At 49.1% G+C, this 19,298-nt stretch carries 20 protein-coding genes, 1 tRNA gene and 1 pseudogene; 3 read left to right on the plus strand and 19 right to left on the minus strand.

The features are described 5' to 3' along the window. Nucleotides 1-100 precede the first annotated feature (100 nt). From Q0X97_RS08430 to tpiA, 9 genes are all read right to left on the minus strand, one after another. Nucleotides 101-586 (minus strand): host-nuclease inhibitor Gam family protein, encoded by a 486-nt coding sequence (locus Q0X97_RS08430; RefSeq protein ID WP_302066890.1) that lies wholly within the window; start codon nucleotides 584-586, stop codon nucleotides 101-103. A 143-nt stretch (nucleotides 587-729) separates the two neighbouring features. Next, nucleotides 730-879 carry a hypothetical protein gene (locus tag Q0X97_RS08435; RefSeq protein ID WP_302066891.1) on the minus strand — a complete coding sequence of 50 codons (150 nt, stop codon included), beginning with the start codon at nucleotides 877-879 and terminating at the stop codon, nucleotides 730-732. Between the two features lie 15 nt (nucleotides 880-894). After that, nucleotides 895-1,320: a hypothetical protein gene (locus Q0X97_RS08440; protein ID WP_302066892.1), complete on the minus strand. Its 426-nt coding sequence runs from the start codon at nucleotides 1,318-1,320 to the stop codon at nucleotides 895-897. A gap of 28 nt (nucleotides 1,321-1,348) precedes the next feature. Next, complete coding sequence (locus Q0X97_RS08445) at nucleotides 1,349-1,780, minus strand: Mor transcription activator family protein (protein WP_302067709.1); 432 nt, start codon at nucleotides 1,778-1,780, stop codon at nucleotides 1,349-1,351. Next, nucleotides 1,777-2,004: an AlpA family transcriptional regulator gene (locus Q0X97_RS08450; RefSeq protein WP_126303753.1), complete on the minus strand. Its 228-nt coding sequence runs from the start codon at nucleotides 2,002-2,004 to the stop codon at nucleotides 1,777-1,779. The genes Q0X97_RS08445 and Q0X97_RS08450 overlap by 4 nt, the downstream gene beginning before the upstream one ends. 685 nt (nucleotides 2,005-2,689) lie before the next feature. After that, nucleotides 2,690-3,907 carry an integrase arm-type DNA-binding domain-containing protein gene (locus tag Q0X97_RS08455; RefSeq protein WP_302066894.1) on the minus strand — a complete coding sequence of 406 codons (1,218 nt, stop codon included), beginning with the start codon at nucleotides 3,905-3,907 and terminating at the stop codon, nucleotides 2,690-2,692. Nucleotides 3,908-4,128: 221 nt separating this feature from the next. After that, nucleotides 4,129-4,214: transfer RNA gene (locus tag Q0X97_RS08460), tRNA-Leu, on the minus strand. Between the two features lie 30 nt (nucleotides 4,215-4,244). Next, on the minus strand, nucleotides 4,245-4,598 hold the full coding sequence (secG, locus tag Q0X97_RS08465; protein ID WP_302066895.1) for a preprotein translocase subunit SecG: 354 nt from the start codon (nucleotides 4,596-4,598) through the stop codon (nucleotides 4,245-4,247). Between the two features lie 5 nt (nucleotides 4,599-4,603). Further along, a complete protein-coding gene (gene tpiA / locus Q0X97_RS08470) occupies nucleotides 4,604-5,359 on the minus strand; it encodes a triose-phosphate isomerase (RefSeq protein ID WP_302066896.1) in 756 nt (251 codons plus the stop codon). Between the two features lie 276 nt (nucleotides 5,360-5,635). Between tpiA and Q0X97_RS08475 the strand changes: the two genes are divergently transcribed. The 3 genes from Q0X97_RS08475 to Q0X97_RS08485 all read left to right on the plus strand — a co-directional run bounded on the left by Q0X97_RS08475 (nucleotide 5,636) and on the right by Q0X97_RS08485 (nucleotide 7,282). Continuing rightward, on the plus strand, nucleotides 5,636-6,133 hold the full coding sequence (locus Q0X97_RS08475; RefSeq protein ID WP_302066897.1) for a GAF domain-containing protein: 498 nt from the start codon (nucleotides 5,636-5,638) through the stop codon (nucleotides 6,131-6,133). A 74-nt stretch (nucleotides 6,134-6,207) separates the two neighbouring features. After that, on the plus strand, nucleotides 6,208-6,864 hold the full coding sequence (locus Q0X97_RS08480) for a protein-L-isoaspartate O-methyltransferase (protein WP_302066898.1): 657 nt from the start codon (nucleotides 6,208-6,210) through the stop codon (nucleotides 6,862-6,864). A gap of 97 nt (nucleotides 6,865-6,961) precedes the next feature. After that, a complete protein-coding gene (locus tag Q0X97_RS08485; RefSeq protein WP_302066899.1) occupies nucleotides 6,962-7,282 on the plus strand; it encodes a rhodanese-like domain-containing protein in 321 nt (106 codons plus the stop codon). Between the two features lie 46 nt (nucleotides 7,283-7,328). On the opposite strand, the gene Q0X97_RS08490 is transcribed toward Q0X97_RS08485, so the two are convergent. The 10 genes and pseudogenes from Q0X97_RS08490 to Q0X97_RS08545 all read right to left on the minus strand — a co-directional run bounded on the left by Q0X97_RS08490 (nucleotide 7,329) and on the right by Q0X97_RS08545 (nucleotide 18,982). Then, nucleotides 7,329-7,919: a uracil-DNA glycosylase family protein gene (locus Q0X97_RS08490; protein ID WP_302066900.1), complete on the minus strand. Its 591-nt coding sequence runs from the start codon at nucleotides 7,917-7,919 to the stop codon at nucleotides 7,329-7,331. Between the two features lie 70 nt (nucleotides 7,920-7,989). Then, nucleotides 7,990-8,741, minus strand: a pseudogene (gene rhuM, locus Q0X97_RS11900) (RhuM family protein); the annotation flags it as partial. Nucleotides 8,742-8,823: 82 nt separating this feature from the next. Beyond that, complete coding sequence (locus Q0X97_RS08510) at nucleotides 8,824-8,991, minus strand: hypothetical protein (protein WP_302066902.1); 168 nt, start codon at nucleotides 8,989-8,991, stop codon at nucleotides 8,824-8,826. 390 nt (nucleotides 8,992-9,381) lie between these two features. After that, nucleotides 9,382-10,053: an RloB family protein gene (locus Q0X97_RS08515; RefSeq protein WP_302066903.1), complete on the minus strand. Its 672-nt coding sequence runs from the start codon at nucleotides 10,051-10,053 to the stop codon at nucleotides 9,382-9,384. A 2-nt stretch (nucleotides 10,054-10,055) separates the two neighbouring features. Continuing rightward, a complete protein-coding gene (locus tag Q0X97_RS08520) occupies nucleotides 10,056-11,315 on the minus strand; it encodes an ATP/GTP-binding protein (protein ID WP_302066904.1) in 1,260 nt (419 codons plus the stop codon). Nucleotides 11,316-11,573: 258 nt separating this feature from the next. Then, the gene (locus Q0X97_RS08525; RefSeq protein WP_302066906.1) at nucleotides 11,574-13,859 is read right to left on the minus strand and encodes a Tex family protein; all 2,286 of its coding nucleotides are present in this window, start codon (nucleotides 13,857-13,859) and stop codon (nucleotides 11,574-11,576) included. 183 nt (nucleotides 13,860-14,042) lie between these two features. Next, nucleotides 14,043-14,840 carry a glucose 1-dehydrogenase gene (locus Q0X97_RS08530; RefSeq protein ID WP_302066907.1) on the minus strand — a complete coding sequence of 266 codons (798 nt, stop codon included), beginning with the start codon at nucleotides 14,838-14,840 and terminating at the stop codon, nucleotides 14,043-14,045. 406 nt (nucleotides 14,841-15,246) lie between these two features. After that, nucleotides 15,247-16,290, minus strand: coding sequence for a DUF2157 domain-containing protein (locus tag Q0X97_RS08535; protein WP_302066908.1), 1,044 nt, complete (start codon nucleotides 16,288-16,290; stop codon nucleotides 15,247-15,249). 105 nt (nucleotides 16,291-16,395) lie between these two features. After that, nucleotides 16,396-17,715, minus strand: a complete 1,320-nt coding sequence (locus Q0X97_RS08540; RefSeq protein ID WP_302066909.1) for an MFS transporter — start codon at nucleotides 17,713-17,715, stop codon at nucleotides 16,396-16,398. 163 nt (nucleotides 17,716-17,878) lie between these two features. Then, nucleotides 17,879-18,982, minus strand: a complete 1,104-nt coding sequence (locus tag Q0X97_RS08545; RefSeq protein ID WP_302066910.1) for an anhydro-N-acetylmuramic acid kinase — start codon at nucleotides 18,980-18,982, stop codon at nucleotides 17,879-17,881. Between the last annotated feature and the right edge of the window lie 316 nt (nucleotides 18,983-19,298).

Consider the following 19,298-nt stretch of genomic DNA (forward strand, 5'->3'; position numbering starts at 1 on the left):
GTAACGCGGCCATTATTGCCCCTGCTGCGGGCGGGTGTCAAGTACGTTTTTATGCCTGCTTGTTTGCGCGTTGCATATTGGGAACATTTGGGCGCGGTGGTTATGCCTGTAATATGATTTCTTCACTGCCTTTCACGATTTGCAGGCCGTTTATCGGGCGTTTGGCTAATGCGGCGGCATCGGCCAATACGGCAGTTTTGTTGATTTCTTCCTTTACGCGTATCAGGCGGGATAGTCGGCGGCGTTTGAGTTCGGCGATTACGGTTTCTGTATCGCTGCTTATCTGTACGGAATCGCGCCCGCTGCGCCATTTGATAAAGCCCGTGCCAATGGCTGCGGCTTTGCCTTTGCCGCCTGTAAGCTCGGTTTGATGGGCGGCGGCATAGGCTTTGATGCGGGTTTCCAGTTCGGCCATTCGTTCGGCCAATGGGGCGGTTTCGCTGTCATGTTTGGCTTTCAGGGCGGCCAGTTTGCCCGCTTGTTTATTTTCGGCCTGTTGCATTTGGCGGTTGATTTCCTGCCATTCGGCAAAGGCTGTTTTCAATTCGTCGGGCGTGGTAATGGCTGGTGTGTTTTGTTGGGTCATAAATCTTCCTTTTTGATTAAAATCAAATGGTTATATGCTTGATTGAGTTGCACTAATCCCGCCCCTGCCGTTTTACGGGCGGGGCTGGGGTGGGGTTGGCGGGATTGGTGCGGGGTTTCAGACGGCTTTGATGCTTGGCCGTATCAGCGGTAATGCAGATGCACACCCATTACAGGTGATTTACGTTTTGCATTTAATTTGTTTTGTCTTAGATGCTTATTGAGGTGTTTATTGGCTAAAGCAAAATTCATTTTGCTTGCTTTTGCCCTAGATGATTTTACATGTTTTGCCATGATTCCCCCCTTTCATTACCAGCTATGCGGCTGAAACCGTGTAGCCCGTGGTGTTGAAAAATGGTCTTCGGATACTACGGGCTCTATGCCGTTTTCTTCGTACCAGTCGGCAAGCATTTTTTGGCCTTGCGCGGGGTGGTCGATAATCCTGATTGTGCGTGTATATTGCACAAACTCGGCTTGCGCCAGTTTGTTGGTTGCTTCTTCGCCAATCACATCTTTGATTTTGTTGTACTGATTTTCAAACATGGCGTGATACGCATAATTTTTTGCGTATGGCATATCAAAATTAATCGGCTTAATAATATCGCCTTGTTCCTGAAAAGCATTAAACAGCTTGCAGGCGGATTCTTTGCCTATTGCATCTGCTATCCGTGAAAAATCAGATAATGGGTTGGTTGTAAACAAATGGATATTATCAACTGTCATTTGGTAAGCCATTTTAAATTTTCCTTTTATATCTAGTGAGTTAAGTTTTTAAAATAAACCATATTGCGCGGGCTGATAAACCGTATTTCACGGCTAAATCATTCACGGCGCGGGGGCTGGTTATGCCGCCGTTTGTGATTTCGTCAAAATCTTTTTTAATCACCATGTTTCGCAATCTGATTTTTGCTTTCAGACAATTTGAAACATAGAAACTACGGCTCCTTGCGGCAAACGCTTCTGTAAATTTTTCAGCGGCTTTATTGCCGATTGATTCTACTAATTCCGCGTAAAGCTTTTTTCCGTTTTTGGTTTTGTTTAATCCAATCGGCATATTTGCCCCGCCGTGTTTTTGAAAAAGATTTAGCGCGGCTTCTTCCCCTACTACGGTTTTAAGCTCGTGGAATTTATCGGGCATGATGTCGATTACTAAGGGCAGATTTTCACTTGTGATTTTAATGTCTTGTAAATTCATGCTTTGTCTCTTTCTGTGATAAGCCTTTTTTCTGCCAGTTTTTCGATATAGCCGCTGATTTCGCTTTCAAGCCAGCCCGTAGCGTTGGCTGATATTTTGAAAGGTTTGGGAAAATCTGCGTCATAGTGGCGGCTCTTGGGATTGGATTTGTACCAGACGGCGGCAGATGAAATACCTAATCGTGCTGCTACTTGCTTTACTCTCAAGATGGATTGGGTTGTCATGGTTTGATTGCCTTTGATGCTGTTGTATTGCTTTTTCAGCATAAAGCCATATTGAAATTTAAAACAAGTGAAGTGCTTGATTACAGTAAATTAATGTTTACTAATTTGATTATTAAAAATTAAATCCATTTAAAAATAAATAATAAATGATATTGACATTATTTGATTTTTTTAATGGGGGTTTAAAATCGTTTTAATACCCTGTTTAAACACTTGTTTTGCAGGCGTTTTGTCATGGCGGGGTTGTCTTTGCATAACTTTATGCTTTTTTATTCTTATGTCATTATGTTTATGGTCGTTTTCCAAACGTGAATTAACACATTGAAAAAAGCCATCGGGAATGATTCTGTCATTATTTTTTTGGTTAAATGTCGCATGGGCTTAAAACCTATTCATTGGCATCTGTGTTTATTGTTCATGGTAGGGGGGTGTTTATTTTGAGTTTGCGCTCTATTGAAAATTTGATAGTCAAAATTTATCAAAATAGGGGTTTGATTTTCATTTTTTCTTGGCAAAAATGATAAAAAAATGATTATTTTCTGATTGTTTTTAATCACTTTTTATCAAAAATCAGGCAGGTTTAAGCAAAAATTCCCGTTTATGGCGGGAAAAGTCGGGCAGTAGCAAGGGCATCGGCATAAAAAAACACCAGCGGCAGGGCTGGTGTTTTATATTTTCAAACGGCCTATTCTCGGCCAGCTGTTTCACTCTCAATCATGGCGCGGGCTTGGTTGTAACGCTCGCGTAAATAGTCTGAATACCATTGCATCATTTCTACCCTATGCGGCCAGTATTCTGCCCGATTGTAAGCGGCGCGGATTTTGTCTTTCGGCACATGGGCAAGCTGCCGTTCTATGGCATCGGGGTTAAAGTCCTGTTCGTTTAATACGCTGCTGGCCAAGCTGCGGAATCCGTGCGGCGTGGCCGTGCCTTTGTATCCTAGCCGCTCGATAATTCGGTTTAGGGTGGCTTCGCTGATAAATCCTGCCGTTTTTGTGCGGCTGGGGAATAAATAAGGCGTTTGTCCTGTGTGGCCGTGTAGCTCTTGCAGTAATTCCAGCGTCCAATCTGAAAGCGGTATCACATGGGCGCGGGGTAGCTTCATTCGCTCGGCGGGGATAGTCCATGTTTTCGCCTGCCAGTCTATTTCATGCCATTGGCCGCCGCGTAATTCGGTGCTTCTTACGAACACCAGCATAACCAGCATTACGGCTATGCGGTTTTGCGGGTCAATATCGGCCAATATCAAGCGGCGGTAAAACTCGGCCAGTTCTTCACGGGGTAAGGCGGGTAAATGGCGGGTTTCCGCTTTGGCCAAAAAGCCGCGTAATGGGGCGGCGGGGTTACGGTCGGTTATTTCCAGCATGGCGGCATAGCCATATACGGCGGCTATCCATTGCCTGATTTTTTCAGCGGTAGCGGTTGCATTGCGGGCGGCTATGCGCTCGATTACGGCTTTCACGTCTGCTACGGCTATACCGTCTATCTGTTGCCCGCCGATATACGGGAAAACGTCTTTTGAAAAGTGATTGAGAATGCGGGCGGCATTGTCGGGCTTCCAGCGGTGCAGGTTCTCGCTATGCCATCGGCGCGTTATTGCTTCAAAGGTATTGAGTAGGGCTGCCTGCCGCTCTTGCTTGGCCTGTTGCTTGGCTGCGCTGGGGTCTTGCCCTGTTGCAATCAGGCGGCGGGCATTTTCGGCGGCTTCTCGGGCTTCGCTTAAAGAAACGGTGGGATATTTGCCGATTGAAAGTAATTTTTCTTTGTCGTCTATGCGGTATTTCAACCGCCATAACTTCCCGCCCGCTGGTGTAACCTGTAAAAACATACCCTTGCCATCTGCCAGTTTGTATGGCTTGGCGGCGGGCTTGGCATTCTTTATTTGGCGGTCATTTAGCGGCATTTGGGGGTATTTTTTTAGGGGTGTTTTTCAGATACCCCTAAATATACCCCCGTTTTTTGGTTTATTCAATTAGACGGGATTTTACTGTATTGGATAATTAAGGCCGTCTGAAAACACCCTTAATCGGGCTGAAAGCCTTGCTATGCTTTAATCTTGGTTTATGGCGTTAGACGGTATTAGACGTAAAAAAACAGCCCGAAAATTGGGCTGTTTTCTTTTGATGGTGCCGACATCGAGACTTGAACTCGAACGACCTAGGGTCACTACCCCCTCAAGATAGCGTGTCTACCAATTCCACCATGTCGGCATAAAACTTTAAATTACGAAAACTTTGCTGTTACTTTTGCGGAGCAGTTGGCGTTTGATTCGGACTGCCCGCCGGCGCACCTTGGTTTTTCGCAGGGCTGCTTTGCTGTACATTGCTGAAATCCAAGCCATGCTTGGTTGCATGGGTATGGATATAGCCCATTGCGATGCAAGTTACAAAGAACACAGTAGCGGCAATTGCCGTACTACGGCTCAAAAAGTTGGCATTACCGCCCGAACCGAATACACCTTGTGCACTACCGCTGCCCGAACCGAATGTGGCACCTGCATCTGCACCTTTGCCGTGCTGCATCAAAACCAGCACCACTACGGCAAGGGCGGCAAAAATGTTGATAATCCAAATAACGGTTTTAAAAGCTTCCATAATCTCTATGATTCTTGTGCGGCGTTGATAATGGCGGTAAACGAATCATAAGATAATGATGCGCCGCCAACCAAGGCACCGTCAACACAGGGCACGGCAAAAATATCGGCTGCATTGTTTGCATTGACACTTCCGCCGTAAAGAACGCGGATTTTAACATCGTCGCCGCATAATGACAAGATTTGTTTGTAAATAAAAGCGTGCATTTCGGCAATCTGTTCGGTAGTGGCCACTTTGCCCGTACCGATGGCCCATACCGGCTCATAAGCGACAACTATTTTTTTAGTATCCAACCCTTTCAAAATGGAAAGTTGGTGTGCAATGACATCTTGCGCATGCCCTGCTTCCCGCTCCTCCAAACTTTCCCCGACGCACAGCAGCGGAATCAAACCCACATTTAATACGTTCTCCATTTTCTGGCGTTGGATTTCGTTTTTTTCGCCAAAATACAAACTGCGCTCGGAGTGGCCGATCAAAACGATATCCACTCCCACGTCCGCCATCATTTCGGCGGACACTTCGCCGGTATAGGCACCGTTACCGGCAAAACGGCTTACGTCTTGGGCACAAGTCAAGATGCGGTTGCCCAACACAATCTGCATGGCGTTATGCAGTTGCAGCAGATAAACCGTGGGGGCTGCCAAACCGATAGCCACACGGTCAACAGAGGGTAAGATGCGGAAACGGTGCATCAAAGCGTTATTGTTTTGCAAGCGACCGTTCATTTTCCAGTTACCAATAACCCATTTTTGTTCCCACATGGTTTATTCCTTTATGCTGAGCTAACAAAATACTTGCATTGTAACGCACATTCAAACATCGTGTGCATACTTGATGCGGCCAAAATCAATCGCAATGCATTACCCGTTTTGCAAATTTGTCTTTGCACATATGCAAACTCTATTTTCAGACGGCCTGTTAAAAATCCATTAGTCAGACCAACCGAAAAAAACTTTTGTTCCAAGCAAGCGGCCGACTCTTGACCGACTCTCTCCGAACCGCAATAATACCCAATTTTTTCAGACGGCCTTAAAATTATGCATACCCTTCAAATCAACAGCACCGAAAAAACAGCGGTTTACCAAGAAATCCTGCCGCAAATCGAAAGCCTGATCAGCGACGAACCCAACCTGATCGCCAATTTAGCCAATATTTCCGCCGTATTGAAAGCCGCATTCGGCTGGCTATGGGTGGGCTTCTATCTGGCAGACCACAACCGCCGCGAACTGGTACTCGGGCCGTTTCAAGGACCGTTGGCCTGTACACGCATTCCTTTCGGACGGGGAGTATGCGGACAATCTTGGGCGCAAAACAAAACCATCGTGGTGGAAGACGTAAACCGACACCCCGACCATATTGCCTGCTCATCATTATCGCAATCAGAAATCGTAGTGCCCATTTTCGACAAAAATCAGCAGCTTATTGCCGTTTTAGACGTAGATGCCGACCAAGTTTCCCAATTCGGTGAAACCGACGCACTTTACTTGGGCCAACTGGCAGACATCATCGCCGAACATCACAACGGGGCCGTCTGAAATACTGTCAAACCATATCCAAAACCATTATAATCACACACATATCACACCAACCACACTACACGGAGCACGGCATGAATTTTGAAAAAGCACGTTTCAACATGGTAGAACAACAAATCCGTCCTTGGGACGTGTTGGACTTCAACGTTCTCGATGCCTTAAGCGACATCCCGCGTGAACATTTCGTCGGCGAAGCCCATCAAGCATTGGCCTATGCCGACAAAACCCTGCCTTTGCCCAACGGCGGCAGTATGCTCGAACCTAAAATCGTTGCCCGCCTGATTCAAGGGCTGGCACTCAAATCCGAAGATAAAGTATTGGAAATTGGCACAGGTTCCGGCTATGCTTCCGCACTCTTACAAAAACTGGCCGGCACCGTTGTAACGGTGGATATTGATGCCGCGCAGCAGCAGCGCGCCAAAGCCGTGTTGGACAAACTCGGCTTAGACAGAATCACTTACCAAATCGGCGACGGCTTGGCAGGCGAAATCAGCGGCGGCCCGTTTGATGCCGTTTACGTCGGCGGAGGCGTGCCGGATATTCCTGAAATTTTGAAAACCCAACTCAAAAACGGCGGACGCATGGTGGTCGTGGTTGGAGAAGCCCCCGTGCAACACGCACTGCTGATTACCCGCAACGGCGACAACTTTACCGAAACCGTGCTGTTCGACACTTTGATTCCCACACTGCAAACGAAAACTTTACAGCCGGCAAGCAAATTCAACTTTTAATAATAGACCGACAAAAATATGCCGTCTGAACTTTTCAGACGGCATATTCGTTTAAACATATATCCCTACAACCTTTTATCACACACACACAACCAATATGATCCCCCAACTCAGCCCGACCGAACTGCAACAATGGCTTACCGACGGCCGACCGATAACCCTGCTCGATGTACGCACCGACGAAGAAGTCGCCTTCTGCGCCCTGCCCGATCACATCCACATACCCATGAACCTGATTCCGCTACGCCATAACGAACTGCCGGACGACCGCCCGATTGTGGTTTACTGCCACCACGGTATCCGCAGCTTGCACACAGCCATGTATTTGGCCGATATGGGATTTGAAAAACTGTATAACTTACAAGGCGGCATTGACGCGTGGTCGTTGCAAATCAACCCGACCGTGCCACGCTATTAATCTTCACAGGCCGTCTGAAAAGCATAAAAATCCCCTTTTCCGTTCTTCACAATAAGCCGATTTCCTCAAAAAACCGCCCGTACACCTCCGCCTTCTTCTCCAAAGCCAAAGGATACGCCCGCGAAGAAGAAGGCAGGCGGTAGAGCCGCAGCACACGCCCGCAATATTCCGCTTCCGCAAACCCGCCAATTTTCGGCTTGCCCGTTTCAGACGGCATCAAAGACAACAAAGTATCCGTCGCCAACTCCCCCGTAGTCATCACCGCTTGGCAAAGCGGCATTTGCGCCAACAAACCCTGCAAATCTACCGGCTCGACAATCTGCAAAAACTTATCCGAAGCATTGCCCTGCAAGCGGATAACTTTCTGTGCCGTATCGCTGATAGCAATGCCTTTATCCGCCAAAAATGCCCGCAACACTTCTTCTTTAAACGCCTTGCCACCCGCCTCGACAAAATAATCCTTATTGCCGAAAAACACCACACCGAAAATCCGCCACATATCGTTTTGAAAATTCGGATAATAAAAATCCATCTTCCAACGCGCACGCGGCGGCGGGAAAGAACCGAGCATCAATAGCTTGGCATTGGAAGGCGTGAAAGGGGGCAAGGGGTGGGTTTCAATATCGGAGCAGTTCATGGTTGAAGGAAATAAAATGATAAATTGGCAGCCGTTGAAATTTCAGACGGCCTAATCTGTTACAAAACGGCTACTCGGGCTTTTTAGCTTGCAAGCGCAATAATTCGGCAATATCGTTTTCTCCCTGCTGTTCTCTGATTTGACGCTGTGCAGCCATATAGCGTTCATATTCGGCTTCCGCTTTAGCATCGGCCTGTTTTTTGCTGATTTTACCTGCACCTTGCAGCACTTCACGATCGTTAAACGCTAAAAATTGATCCAGCTTTTCCGCCCAGTCCTTTAAAAACACTTGCTTTTTTCTCTGTGCCTGATCTTCGGCAAAATCCAGCCATATAGTAACTATGCGGTTTAACTGGCTGATTTCTTTTTCGTTTAAATAGTTTTTGGCCGTTTTAATATCTTTTTTACGAACTACGCCATCGGTCGTATGCGTTAAACCCATTAACCGGTTTGGAGGCATCGACACGCCGATAAACCAGCTCCGCAGCGGTATACCCAGTTGCTGCGAAATGCAGTTTGTTTTGAATGGTTTTAAAAAATTGCGTGGTTTCTTTAAAGCTGGGCTAATAATCCGCGGCCAGCGCAAAAATCTCACGCACACGTAAATACACCCGCTTTTCACTGGCGCAGATATCGCGGATGCGTTCCAGCAATTCATCCAAATAATCCGGAGCAGGCAATGTGCCGACCGGCGGATTTTTCAAACGTTCGTCATCCAGCACAAAGCTTTTTTGCAAGTACTCTCCCAAAGTGCGCGTCACCCATTGGCGGAATTGCGTAACGCACGCAGTAGCTGACAGCGATAATCATCGGCAGGGAATAATGCTTCAAACACCGTTTTACCTCGCGCCGGCCTTCGGTTTGAACTTGTAAGAATTACTTACAAGTTGCCGTTTTACTGATTTCATTTTCCTAATAAATGGCGTGGATATACCGGGTAACGGATTGCGGCGTAGGGATACAACCCAGCCATTTCCGCCTGCGTAAGCCAAAGCTGTCCGCCCAGCTCGCGCAAGATAAATTGGGACAGGCCGTCTGAAGTGGTGTAGAGGATTAAAGTATTGTCGGCCATGAGGTTTCTTTTTCAGGCTGCCTAAATGTTTGATAAAACAATTTTTTCATACGTAGCTATTTTATGCTTAGTCTGTACCTACGACTTTAGGAAGGAACCGAGCGTCAGGAATTTAGCATTAAACGGGGGGAATGGCGGCAGGGGGCGATGGTCATTTTTCAGACAGCCTTTCGGGTAGGGTGGGTTAAACCCACCAATTACTCATATCGCTCCAGTATTAATACGGTGGGTTTACATCCCTCCTACTCATGATAAAGGTTCTGCACGTTTTCAGACAGGCGTCCGCTCCAATAGGCGGGAAACAGCCCTTTTTGCACATCGCTGTGAAATGAAGAATGCAGCCAGCCACACTCACTACTTAATTAAAACAGCTTCTTATTAAGAAGCTGATTATCGCTTATTTAAATTTTTCAACTTTTCAACCAAAATATGCACTTTTGTAGAAGGATTATCGATCTGTTGATTTTCCGCTGCTTCTAATGATTTTTTTGAATTTGCAATTGCGGTATCTAGATTTTTTTGTAACTCATTAAATACATTAATTTTTCCCTTTTCGTACTCGGGTAAATATTGCTTTAACTGTTTAATTAATTCTGCAGATGAACTATCTGATGATGTTGGTTTTAAATACGGCTTAGTCGTATATGTAAAATGCAATAGTAACCAATACTCAAAACAAGGAACGGATGTTATGGAAAAAAATGTATTTTCTGGTCTGAAATTTTGAATATCATTTATTGCCTCTTGATAATTAGGGTGACAGTCTTTATCAAACACGCAATAAACTTCATCAAAAGGATTCCCTGCTTTATTTTCTTCTCTAAACCTTTTCTTTGCATGTTTAACAACGCTTTTGGGATCAGAACCACACTCATCACCAGCTATTTCAATATTCGCAGTGCTCAATCTATAATGGTTTCTTAAACCGATAAAATAGTTAGGCTCAGTTTTCCCCCCTTCGCAGACGATTAAAATCCGTTTATACGGTTCACAATACTTTTTCCGTTTTAATTCAGATGTTTTCTTGGCTTTTCGCTTTTTAAATAAATCATCACTACCCATACTTATCTCTCTAAATTAAAAGCATCAATAAACGGTAATGCTCCATATCGACCGGATAAATAACCTGCCTCCAAGTTTTCTTTTCCTTTTTTGGGACTGAAATCAGATAGAGGATAAAGAATAGAGGACTGCTTATTATCCCGTTCACAAAACCAAATCTGATCGCGACGGAAAACATTTTGGTTCAGAATGGATGTTTCATGTGTAGTAAAAATTAGTTGGGCATTTTTCGGATTGTTGGCGGGGGCATGGAATAACTCAACTAAAAACTGCACTAATTTAGGGTGCATATTCACATTCAGCTCATCAATACATAAGGTGTAACCATTTTCCAGCACATCTAAAATTGGCCCTGCAAATGAAAAGAATTTTTGAGTGCCGTCTGATTCATCATCGAAATCAAAAGAAATTGGATTTCCATGATTATCTTGATGGATTGTTTCTAAATCAAATCCTTTCTTACCTATTAATTTTTCAGATAAAAACTCTTTTAATGGTTCGGGCATATCATCAGGCAAATGAGAAGGGTCAAAATCCTCTGTTTTCACACTAATATTATCAATATTAAAATCAGCAGCTTTCAATAGCCTAACGATCTTATCTTTTTTACCTTCGGTACATTTCATTACAGTGAATCCAGGAGAAAAGCCATTTACACCACTAAACTTTAAATTATTATCAAACCAATCAAATAATGGTTTTAACTGTTCGCTATTTAACTGAACTGCTGTTGATAAAAATAAGGCGTTATCTCTAGTAGCTTGCTGCCAAACTTGTTTAGTACCTAAGAGAAAAGAACTGAACTTCCAATGATGTTTTTTTGCTTCATTGTCCCAAATCCGTTCAAACCATTTTTGAGAATGCCCTTTCGGATAAGCAAATAGCCATTCATCAAAAATTTGCGATTCTGTTGCGCTAAATCCATATTGATAACGGATATTTTGAACGATAAAAGTAATTTCAAATTCTGTAGGTTCTGCCAAACATTTTTTATCCAATTTAAATGGGGCAAGCGGCAGTTTGTCTCCGCGTTGTGAAGTATTGGTAACAATACGCTTCATTGTTTCTAATGCTTTAAGAAAATTAGATTTTCCACTTGCATTGGCACCATAAATTGCTGCCGTTTTCAACAGTTCCAGTCCCTTAATATTTTCAATACGGAAAGTATTACTTGGCTGTTCATCACCTTTTGTTTTTACCATACTGAAATTTTGTTGTTCACGGAAAGAACGGTAGTTACTCACAGTGAAGTCAATAAGCATACAAAGCCTCTTTTTCATGCTATTTTTGGAAAATTTTTCCAAAAATAGCATGAAAAAGATATTTGAACAAAATTTTTACACTCAGAATAAGACTATTGGCTTCCCTCATGCCAAAGAATGCCAAGTATCATCGGTTCTTAAACACAATCTTGGTTTCATATGGTAGTTCCACTTATTATCTACTTTGATGCAAAATGCCTGTCTGAAAATCTCCCCAGATTGGTTAAACCTATCTCCTCAACGGATTTTCAGACGACCTTACCTTTTCAATCTAGCAAACGCATCTGCCATTGCGGTGTTGCCTATCGGTTTTTCCTGTCGTTTGTTTTGTGGGCTGCCTAAGCGTTTGCCGTTTTCAGACGGCCTGCCGCTTCTTGCCGCACCGCTGCCTGCTTCGTCGTCCAAGCGCATGGTGAGGGCGATGCGTTTGCGGGCGGCGTCGACTTCCAGCACTTTTACTTTGACTACGTCGCCGGCCTTCACGACTTCGCGCGGGTCTTGGACGAATTTATTTGATAAGGCGGAGATGTGGACGAGGCCGTCTTGGTGGACGCCGATGTCGACGAATGCACCGAAGTTGGCGACGTTGCTCACTACGCCTTCCAAAATCATGCCGACTTGTAAATCGCTGATTTCGTTGATGCCTTCGGCAAAGGTGGCCGTCTGAAATTCGCCGCGCGGGTCGCGGCCGGGTTTTTCGAGTTCGGCGAGGATGTCCATGATGGTGGGCAGGCCGAATTGGTCGGTGGTGTAGCTGGTGGGCTTGATTTGTTTGATTTTTTCGCGGTTGCCGATGAGGTCGGCGGCTTTGATGTGCAGGTCGTCGAGCATTTTGGCGACAACGGGATAGGCTTCGGGGTGGACGGCGGATGCGTCCAGCGGTTCTTTGCCGCCGTTAATGCGTAAGAAGCCGGCGGCCTGCTCGTAGGTTTTTTCGCCGAGGCGCGGTACTTTGAGGAGTTTTTTGCGGCTGTCGAACGCGCCGTTTTCGTCGCGGTAGGCAACGATGTTTTGCGCCAGCGTGCTGTTGAGGCCGGAAATGCGCGCCAGCAGGGGGGCGGAGGCGGTGTTCACGTCTACTCCGACTGCGTTCACGCAGTCTTCCACCACGGCATCCAGCGATTTGGCGAGTTGGCTTTGGTTGACATCGTGCTGGTATTGGCCAACGCCGATGGATTTGGGGTCGATTTTCACTAATTCGGCCAGCGGGTCTTGCAGGCGGCGGGCGATGGAAACGGCGCCGCGCAGGGAAACGTCCAACTCGGGGAATTCTTTGGCGGCCAACTCCGAAGCGGAATAAACGGATGCGCCGGCTTCGCTGACGACGATTTTGTGCAATCCCATTTCAGGCAGGCCTTTCACCAATTCGCCGGCGAGTTTGTCGGTTTCGCGGCTGGCGGTGCCGTTGCCGATGGCAATCAGTTTCACGCCGTGTTGTTTGATGAGGCGGGCAAGGGTGGCTAAGGCGTTGTTTTCTTGGTGCAGATAGGCAACGGCGGTGTCGAGCAGCTTGCCGGTGTCGTCCACTACGGCCACTTTGATGCCGGTGCGGAAGCCGGGGTCGAGGCCCATGGTGGCGAGGCGGCCGGCGGGGGCGGCGAGCAGCAGGTCTTTGAGGTTGCGGGCGAACACGGTAATGGCGTCGGTGTCGGCGGCTTCTTTCAGACGGCCTAAGGCTTCAAGCTCCAGCGAGAGGAAGATTTTGGCGCGCCATGTGAGGCGCACGGTGTCGCGCAGCCATTTGTCGGCAGGGCGGCCTTGATCGGCGATGCCGAAATGTTTGGCGATGATTTTTTCGTATTCGCTCTGCTCGGTAATCGGGGTTTCGTCGGGTTGGTATTTGAGGGCGACTTGCAGCACGCCTTCGTTGCGGCCGCGCAATACGGCCAGTGCGCGGTGGCTCGGCATGCTGTGGACGGGTTCGCGGTGGTCGAAATAGTCTTTGAATTTTTCGCCGGCATCTTCTTGTCCGGCAACCACTTGGGCATGGATTTCGGCTTCGTTCCACAGTTTTTCGCGCAAGTTGCCGAGCAGTTCGGCATCTTCGGCGAACTGTTCCATCAGAATGGCGCGCGCACCGTCGAGCGCGGCTTTGGTGTCGGGTACTTGCTCGTTCAGATAGGCTTCGGCGGCGGTTTCGGGGTTTTCAGACGGCCTCTGCAACAAGCTGTCAGCCAAGGGCTGCAAACCGTTTTCGCGCGCGATTTGGGCTTTGGTGCGGCGTTTGGGTTTGTAGGGCAGGTAGAGGTCTTCGAGCGCGGTTTTGTTGTCGGCCGCTTCGATGGCCGTCTGAAGTTCGGGCGTAAGTTTGCCTTGTTCTTCAATGCTTTTTAAAACGGTTTGCTTGCGCTCTGCCAATTCGCGCAGGTATTGCAGACGCTCGGCGAGATGGCGCAGTTGGGTATCGTCCAGCCCACCGGTAACTTCTTTGCGGTAGCGGGCGATAAAGGGCACGGTGGCTCCGTCGTCGAGCAGTTCGACGGCGGCTTGGATTTGGGCGGCGGTGGCGTTTAATTCTGATGCGATGGTGGAAATGATGTTCATGGTGAAGGTGTTGAAGCTGAAAAAAAGGGAAAAGGATAGCGGTTTTGGGGAGGTTTGGCAAAGGAAAAGGCCGTCTGAAAACAGGGTTTTGCAGAAATGGAAATCATGTTTCAGACGGCCTTCGGGGATAGATACCGGCAGCGGCGGATAAAAGCATCTGCCGATGAAGTGCGGGTTATGTTTTTATTGCTTCGGGCTGGCCGATGTTCCGGCAAGCAAACCGCCGTCAATATTGAATTCGCTGCCAGTAATGTAGGTGGCTTCGTCGGAAGCCACCAACAGGGCAAGCATGGCCACTTCTTCCGATTGGCCGAAGCGGTGTACGGGAATATCGCGCACCATCGCTTCCATGATGGCGGTACGTTTTTCGCCTTCGCCGAGCATCGGTTCCCACATCGGGGTAAAGATGGCGGCCGGATGGATGGAATTGCAACGGATTTTCAGCCCTTGCTGCGCACAATAAAGGGCGACGCTTTTGCTGTGGTTGCGGATGGCGGCTTTGCTGGAAGCGTATGCGGCGGCGGAAGGAATACCGACAAGGCCGGAACGTGAGGAAATGTTGATAATCGAGCCGCTACCTTGCGGGCGCATGGCGCGGATGGCGCAACGGCAGCCGAGGAAAGTGCCGTCGAGGTTGGTGCGGTGTACGGCGTGCCAGTCGTCAAGGCTGGCGTGTTCGGGATTATGGACCGCTCCCTGCTCCAAACCGGTAATTCCGGCGTTGTTCACGAGAATATCGAGTTTGCCTTGCTCGGCGAGAATGGTTTGAACGGCTTTTTCCCAATCGTTTTCTTCGCGCACGTCCAGCGGCAGATAGCGGGCGTTGCTGCCGATGCTTTCGGCAACGCGTTCGCCTTCTTCGTGTCTGATGTCGCTGAGATAAACGAAAGCGCCTTCGGCGGCAAAGCTACGGGCGATGGCTTCGCCGATGCCGCGGGCAGCACCGGTAACAAGAGCGGTTTTTTGGGCAAGTCTGGGCATAACAGTCTCCGTTTCAAGCTGGTTAAAGATTGGATATGGAACAAAACCTTGTCAAAACGCTAAAAACCGATACAGTTCGGAGCATATGGCAACACAGCGGCGGCAGACACATCACGAGGCAGACAAACGGGCAACAACTCAGAAACACACCGCATATTGTGTTTTTGCAAAGGTTTCAGGGTTTTCCGTTTGGGCATTATACTCTCCGGCAAAACGAAATGGTTATCCGTTACCCTCACTCAAAAGGCATGTTTCCCGAATATAAAATCAATTTTTGATTTGATACAAAAAAAGCGGCTTTAACCGGAGCCGGTTTGAAGGAGAGGCCGTCTGAAAGCGGACTTTGTGAGCTTCGCCCAACCCCGCTCAACGGGCTTCGCTAAAACTTTTTCAGACGGCCTTTCGGCTATTGGAATTTACGCTGTAAAAAACGGCGCACCGCTTGCGGCATCTTGTTTTGCAGCTTTTGCGTATAAACCGCGTCGTTCTTCTGCCACCACACGCCGATGCATACAATCAGCAAACCGATCAGCGTGAGCGAAATCGGAAACAGCCAACTGTCTTTAAAAATCTTATCGGCCAGATGCCAGCAATAACCGAACATCCCCAGCACGCCGAACACGGCAAACACGCGGCGGCGGATTAATACGCCGGCGAACACCATGCCCATGTTCAACAAGAAATAAATAAACTTGTTCCACTCGCTGTCGGACTCCATAAAGCTCAGGCCGCCCCAAAACGTGATCACGCCGAAAAGATACAGCCAAAACGGATAATCGCGCCCGCTTCGGTTGCGGAAATCCACCCAAAACGCCAGCAGAATCATCACCGCGCCAAACAAAGCCGAAACCTGCTGCTTAAACGTCCAATCGTCAACCCCGCCGTGGCCGTAGAAAATCCAATCGGCAACGTCCATCGACATATACCACAGCGTTACCGCCACCGGCATCACCAAAAACGGATAGCGGTAACGCCACAGCATCACGGCAGCGGCGGCCAGCGTTGCCAGCTCCATCATCAGCCAGCGCCAGTCAATCCAATAATGGTAGTCGCGGTAAACCATCTTCTCGTCCGGCCAAAAACCCAATGCCTGCTGCGCACCGTAAACCGCCAGCGGCACCAGCACCACCACAAAAGTGGCGCAAATGCCCGCCGGAATGTGCAGACTGCGTTTGCGGAAATATTCGGTCAGCGCCACACCTGCCGTGCCGTAAACCAAACACAGCACCACAATCGCCGCCCCGCCGAAAGTTTCCCAGCCGAGGTTCATAAACAGCGACATTGCGCCGATGGCCAGCAGCCCGCCGAGATAATACAAAACATGGGTAAAGCTAAACTGCGGCACATGGCTGTTTTGCTGCTGCCAAAACGCCCACAAATCATCGGCTTGCCGCTCGTTGATAATGTGCCGCTCTACGGCCTGCCGCAAATGGCGTTTGCTGATGTCCATAGTCTGTTTCCTGAAACTGAAAGCCTGAGGCCGTCTGAAAAACAATAAAACACACTCTTGTTCTTCAGACGGCCTCCAGCCGTTTAAATTCAATTGCCGACGGTTTTACCTGCTGATGTCTTCCAGCGTGCGGCCTTTGGTTTCTTCACCGAGCACCACAATCACCGCCACCACAGCCATCAGCACGGCGGTAAACATCACGAAAATCCGCCCAAATCCGCCTTCGCTGCCGATCATCGCCGCAACCACCATCGGCGCGACAATCCCGCCGACACGGCCGACCGCACCCGCCCAACCGGAACCGAAGGCGCGGAAACGCACCGGATACAGCTCCGGCGTGTAAGTATAGAGCACGCCCCATGCGCCCAAATTGAAAAACGACATCCAGCAGCCCCAAAATATAATCATCGCCACTGAATCGCTGCGGCCGAAGAAATACGCACACACGGCGCAGGCAAACAGGAAACCTGCCAGCGTAGCCTTGCGGCCGATTTTTTCCACCAGCACCGCCGCCGCGAAATAGCCGGGCAATTGCGCCAGAATCATCACCAGCACATATTCAAAGGTTTTCACCACCGTATGCCCCTGCTCCACCAGCAGCTTCGGCAACCAAGTGAAAATGCCGTAATACGAAAACACGATGCCGAACCAAATCAGCCACAGCATCAAAGTGCGCTTGCCGAAAGGGGCCTGCCAGAGTTGGGCGAAACGGATTTTTTCCGCCGGCGGCAGCACGGGAACCACAGCCTCCCCAACCACCGGCCGCCCCGCTTGGGCTTCGAGCCTGCACACGATTTCATGCGCTTCCCGAATGCGCCCTTTGTGAAGCAGATACGGCACCGATTCCGGCAGTTGTTTCCACACGAAAAATGCGTAAAACACCGGCAGCGCGCCGATCAGAAACGCACTCTGCCAGCCGTAATGCGGAATAAAGAAATACGATGCCAACGCCGCCGCCAACCAACCCAAACCCCAGAAACTTTCCAGCAGCACGATAAAACGCCCGCGCACTTTCGGCGGCGCATATTCACTCACCAGCGACACCGCCACCGGCAACTGGCCGCCCAAGCCGAACCCGACCCAGAAGCGGAAAAACAGCAGGCTCTCGAGGTTCCAAGCAAAGGCGCACAAACCCGTGGCGATACTGTAAACCACCATCGTGGCGACAAATACGTTTTTACGGCCGATGCGGTCTGCAATACGGCCGCTCAACACCGCCCCCAAAGCCATGCCGATAAAGCCGGCGCTGACAATCCAACCCAGCTCCGACGGTGCCAAATTCCATTCCTTGCCCAAAGTCGCCAATACAAACGACACCATGCCGGTGTCCATGGCATCAAACAACCACCCCAACCCGATGAGCAGTAAAAGTTTGAGGTGGAATTTGCCGGCCGGCAGGCTTTGCAGGCGGGTAAGAATATCCATCTGTGTTTCCTCTTTAGATGATTAGGTTTATTGAGAACAAGTCGACTGAATCGTTTCAAATAAAGTAAAGCGGCAACGGCATCGGTTTCGCGCGCCCCTTTATATTGCCGCAATAATCGACAGGCCGTCTGAAAAAAGGTTTTCAGACGGCCTGCAAAGCCATTCAAGCGTAGTAGCCCGCGCCCAAAATACACGGTTTGCCCGCGCCGGTGGCATGATGCGGATTTCCGGCCGTGCCGTTCACCCAGCACGCAGCCAGCCAACCGAAAGCGGCCGCTTCGACCCATTGCGGATCGAGATTCAAAGCCGAGGTGCTGTGTACGGCGGTTTGCCGTGCGGCAAGGCGGGCGGTCAGGCTTTCCATCAAAGCCGCGTTTCTGATGCCGCCGCCGCAAACGTACAGATTCTTTGCTTCGGGGGCGGCAACGGCCACTGCGTCGGCAATGCTCTGCACGGTATATTCGAGCAAGGTCCGCAACACGTCATACGGATCGAGGCCGTCTGAAAGCTGGGGCAGCAGCCATTCGATCGAAAACAATTCGCGCCCCGTGCTTTTCGGGTGCGGCAAAGCGAAATAAGGATGGGCGAGCAGCCTGTCCAACAATTCGGGCAGTACTTTGCCCTGTGCGGCCTTTTCGCCGTTTTTATCGTAGGATTGCTGCCAAACGTGCCGAGTCCATGCGTCCATCAGCATATTGCCGGGGCCGGTATCGAAACCGAAAGCGGGGCTTTGCGGCGGCAGAACGCTGATGTTGGAAATACCGCCGATATTCAATACCACGCGGGTTTCTCCGGCACTGTGAAACAAAGCATGGTGAAAAGCGGGTACCAAAGGTGCCCCCTGCCCGCCCGCCGCCAAATCGCGGCTGCGGAAATCACCCACGGTAAAAATACCGCTCAACTCCGCCAACAACGGCAAATTGGCCAGTTGGATACTGTATCCCGCTTCCGGCGCATGGCGCACGGTTTGGCCGTGGCAGCCGATTGCGGCAATCTGTTCGGGCTTGAGATTCTGCTCCTCCAGAAGCAGGCCGACTGTGTCGGCATACAACCGGCTCAACTCCTGCGCCAAAACCATACTGCGGTGCAATTCGTTATGGCCGGTGTTTTGCAACGCCAGCAAATCGCTTTTCAGACGGCCTGAGTAAGGCAAGAAAACATGTGCCTCGGCGGCCTGCCAGCGGTTGCCTTCCATACGCACGAGCACGGCATCCGCACCGTCCATGCTGGTGCCGGACATTATTCCGATAAAAAGTTGTGAATCCATAATGAGGCCGTCTGAAAAAAGAAGCGTTATTGTAATACGGTTGGCAAGGCTTGGGATATCGGCGTTATGCAAGGGCTGCAACCTTTGCAAGCCCCGACGGGCGGCACGCGCGATGCGGAAACATGCCGCAGACAAGGTTTGGCAAAGGCCTGCGGCCGGCACAACCGCCGAACGATATAGTCGATCAACACATTTTTAATACAAGGCAGCAAGCCGCAGGCAGTACCGGTAGTATGACAAGGCGCAGCAACGCCGTAGTAAAAGTTAAGTTGATTGACTATACATGATGCCTCAACTGACTATCCGCCCATATAAA

It is taken from the genome of Neisseria sp. MVDL19-042950 (assembly GCF_030504625.1).
Lineage (GTDB): Bacteria > Pseudomonadota > Gammaproteobacteria > Burkholderiales > Neisseriaceae > Neisseria.

Excerpts from the sequence above, each read along its gene's own strand:
- Q0X97_RS08430 (WP_302066890.1), bottom strand. The coding sequence starts at position 586 with ATGACCCAACAAAACACACCAGCCATTACCACGCCCGACGAATTGAAA.
- Q0X97_RS08435 (WP_302066891.1), bottom strand. The coding sequence starts at position 879 with ATGGCAAAACATGTAAAATCATCTAGGGCAAAAGCAAGCAAAATGAAT.
- Q0X97_RS08440 (WP_302066892.1), bottom strand. The coding sequence starts at position 1,320 with ATGGCTTACCAAATGACAGTTGATAATATCCATTTGTTTACAACCAAC.
- Q0X97_RS08445 (WP_302067709.1), bottom strand. The coding sequence starts at position 1,780 with ATGAATTTACAAGACATTAAAATCACAAGTGAAAATCTGCCCTTAGTA.
- Q0X97_RS08450 (WP_126303753.1), bottom strand. The coding sequence starts at position 2,004 with ATGACAACCCAATCCATCTTGAGAGTAAAGCAAGTAGCAGCACGATTA.
- Q0X97_RS08455 (WP_302066894.1), bottom strand. The coding sequence starts at position 3,907 with ATGCCGCTAAATGACCGCCAAATAAAGAATGCCAAGCCCGCCGCCAAG.
- secG (WP_302066895.1), bottom strand. The coding sequence starts at position 4,598 with ATGGAAGCTTTTAAAACCGTTATTTGGATTATCAACATTTTTGCCGCC.
- tpiA (WP_302066896.1), bottom strand. The coding sequence starts at position 5,359 with ATGTGGGAACAAAAATGGGTTATTGGTAACTGGAAAATGAACGGTCGC.
- Q0X97_RS08475 (WP_302066897.1), top strand. The coding sequence starts at position 5,636 with ATGCATACCCTTCAAATCAACAGCACCGAAAAAACAGCGGTTTACCAA.
- Q0X97_RS08480 (WP_302066898.1), top strand. The coding sequence starts at position 6,208 with ATGAATTTTGAAAAAGCACGTTTCAACATGGTAGAACAACAAATCCGT.
- Q0X97_RS08485 (WP_302066899.1), top strand. The coding sequence starts at position 6,962 with ATGATCCCCCAACTCAGCCCGACCGAACTGCAACAATGGCTTACCGAC.
- Q0X97_RS08490 (WP_302066900.1), bottom strand. The coding sequence starts at position 7,919 with ATGAACTGCTCCGATATTGAAACCCACCCCTTGCCCCCTTTCACGCCT.
- Q0X97_RS08510 (WP_302066902.1), bottom strand. The coding sequence starts at position 8,991 with ATGGCCGACAATACTTTAATCCTCTACACCACTTCAGACGGCCTGTCC.
- Q0X97_RS08515 (WP_302066903.1), bottom strand. The coding sequence starts at position 10,053 with ATGGGTAGTGATGATTTATTTAAAAAGCGAAAAGCCAAGAAAACATCT.
- Q0X97_RS08520 (WP_302066904.1), bottom strand. The coding sequence starts at position 11,315 with ATGCTTATTGACTTCACTGTGAGTAACTACCGTTCTTTCCGTGAACAA.
- Q0X97_RS08525 (WP_302066906.1), bottom strand. The coding sequence starts at position 13,859 with ATGAACATCATTTCCACCATCGCATCAGAATTAAACGCCACCGCCGCC.
- Q0X97_RS08530 (WP_302066907.1), bottom strand. The coding sequence starts at position 14,840 with ATGCCCAGACTTGCCCAAAAAACCGCTCTTGTTACCGGTGCTGCCCGC.
- Q0X97_RS08535 (WP_302066908.1), bottom strand. The coding sequence starts at position 16,290 with ATGGACATCAGCAAACGCCATTTGCGGCAGGCCGTAGAGCGGCACATT.
- Q0X97_RS08540 (WP_302066909.1), bottom strand. The coding sequence starts at position 17,715 with ATGGATATTCTTACCCGCCTGCAAAGCCTGCCGGCCGGCAAATTCCAC.
- Q0X97_RS08545 (WP_302066910.1), bottom strand. The coding sequence starts at position 18,982 with ATGGATTCACAACTTTTTATCGGAATAATGTCCGGCACCAGCATGGAC.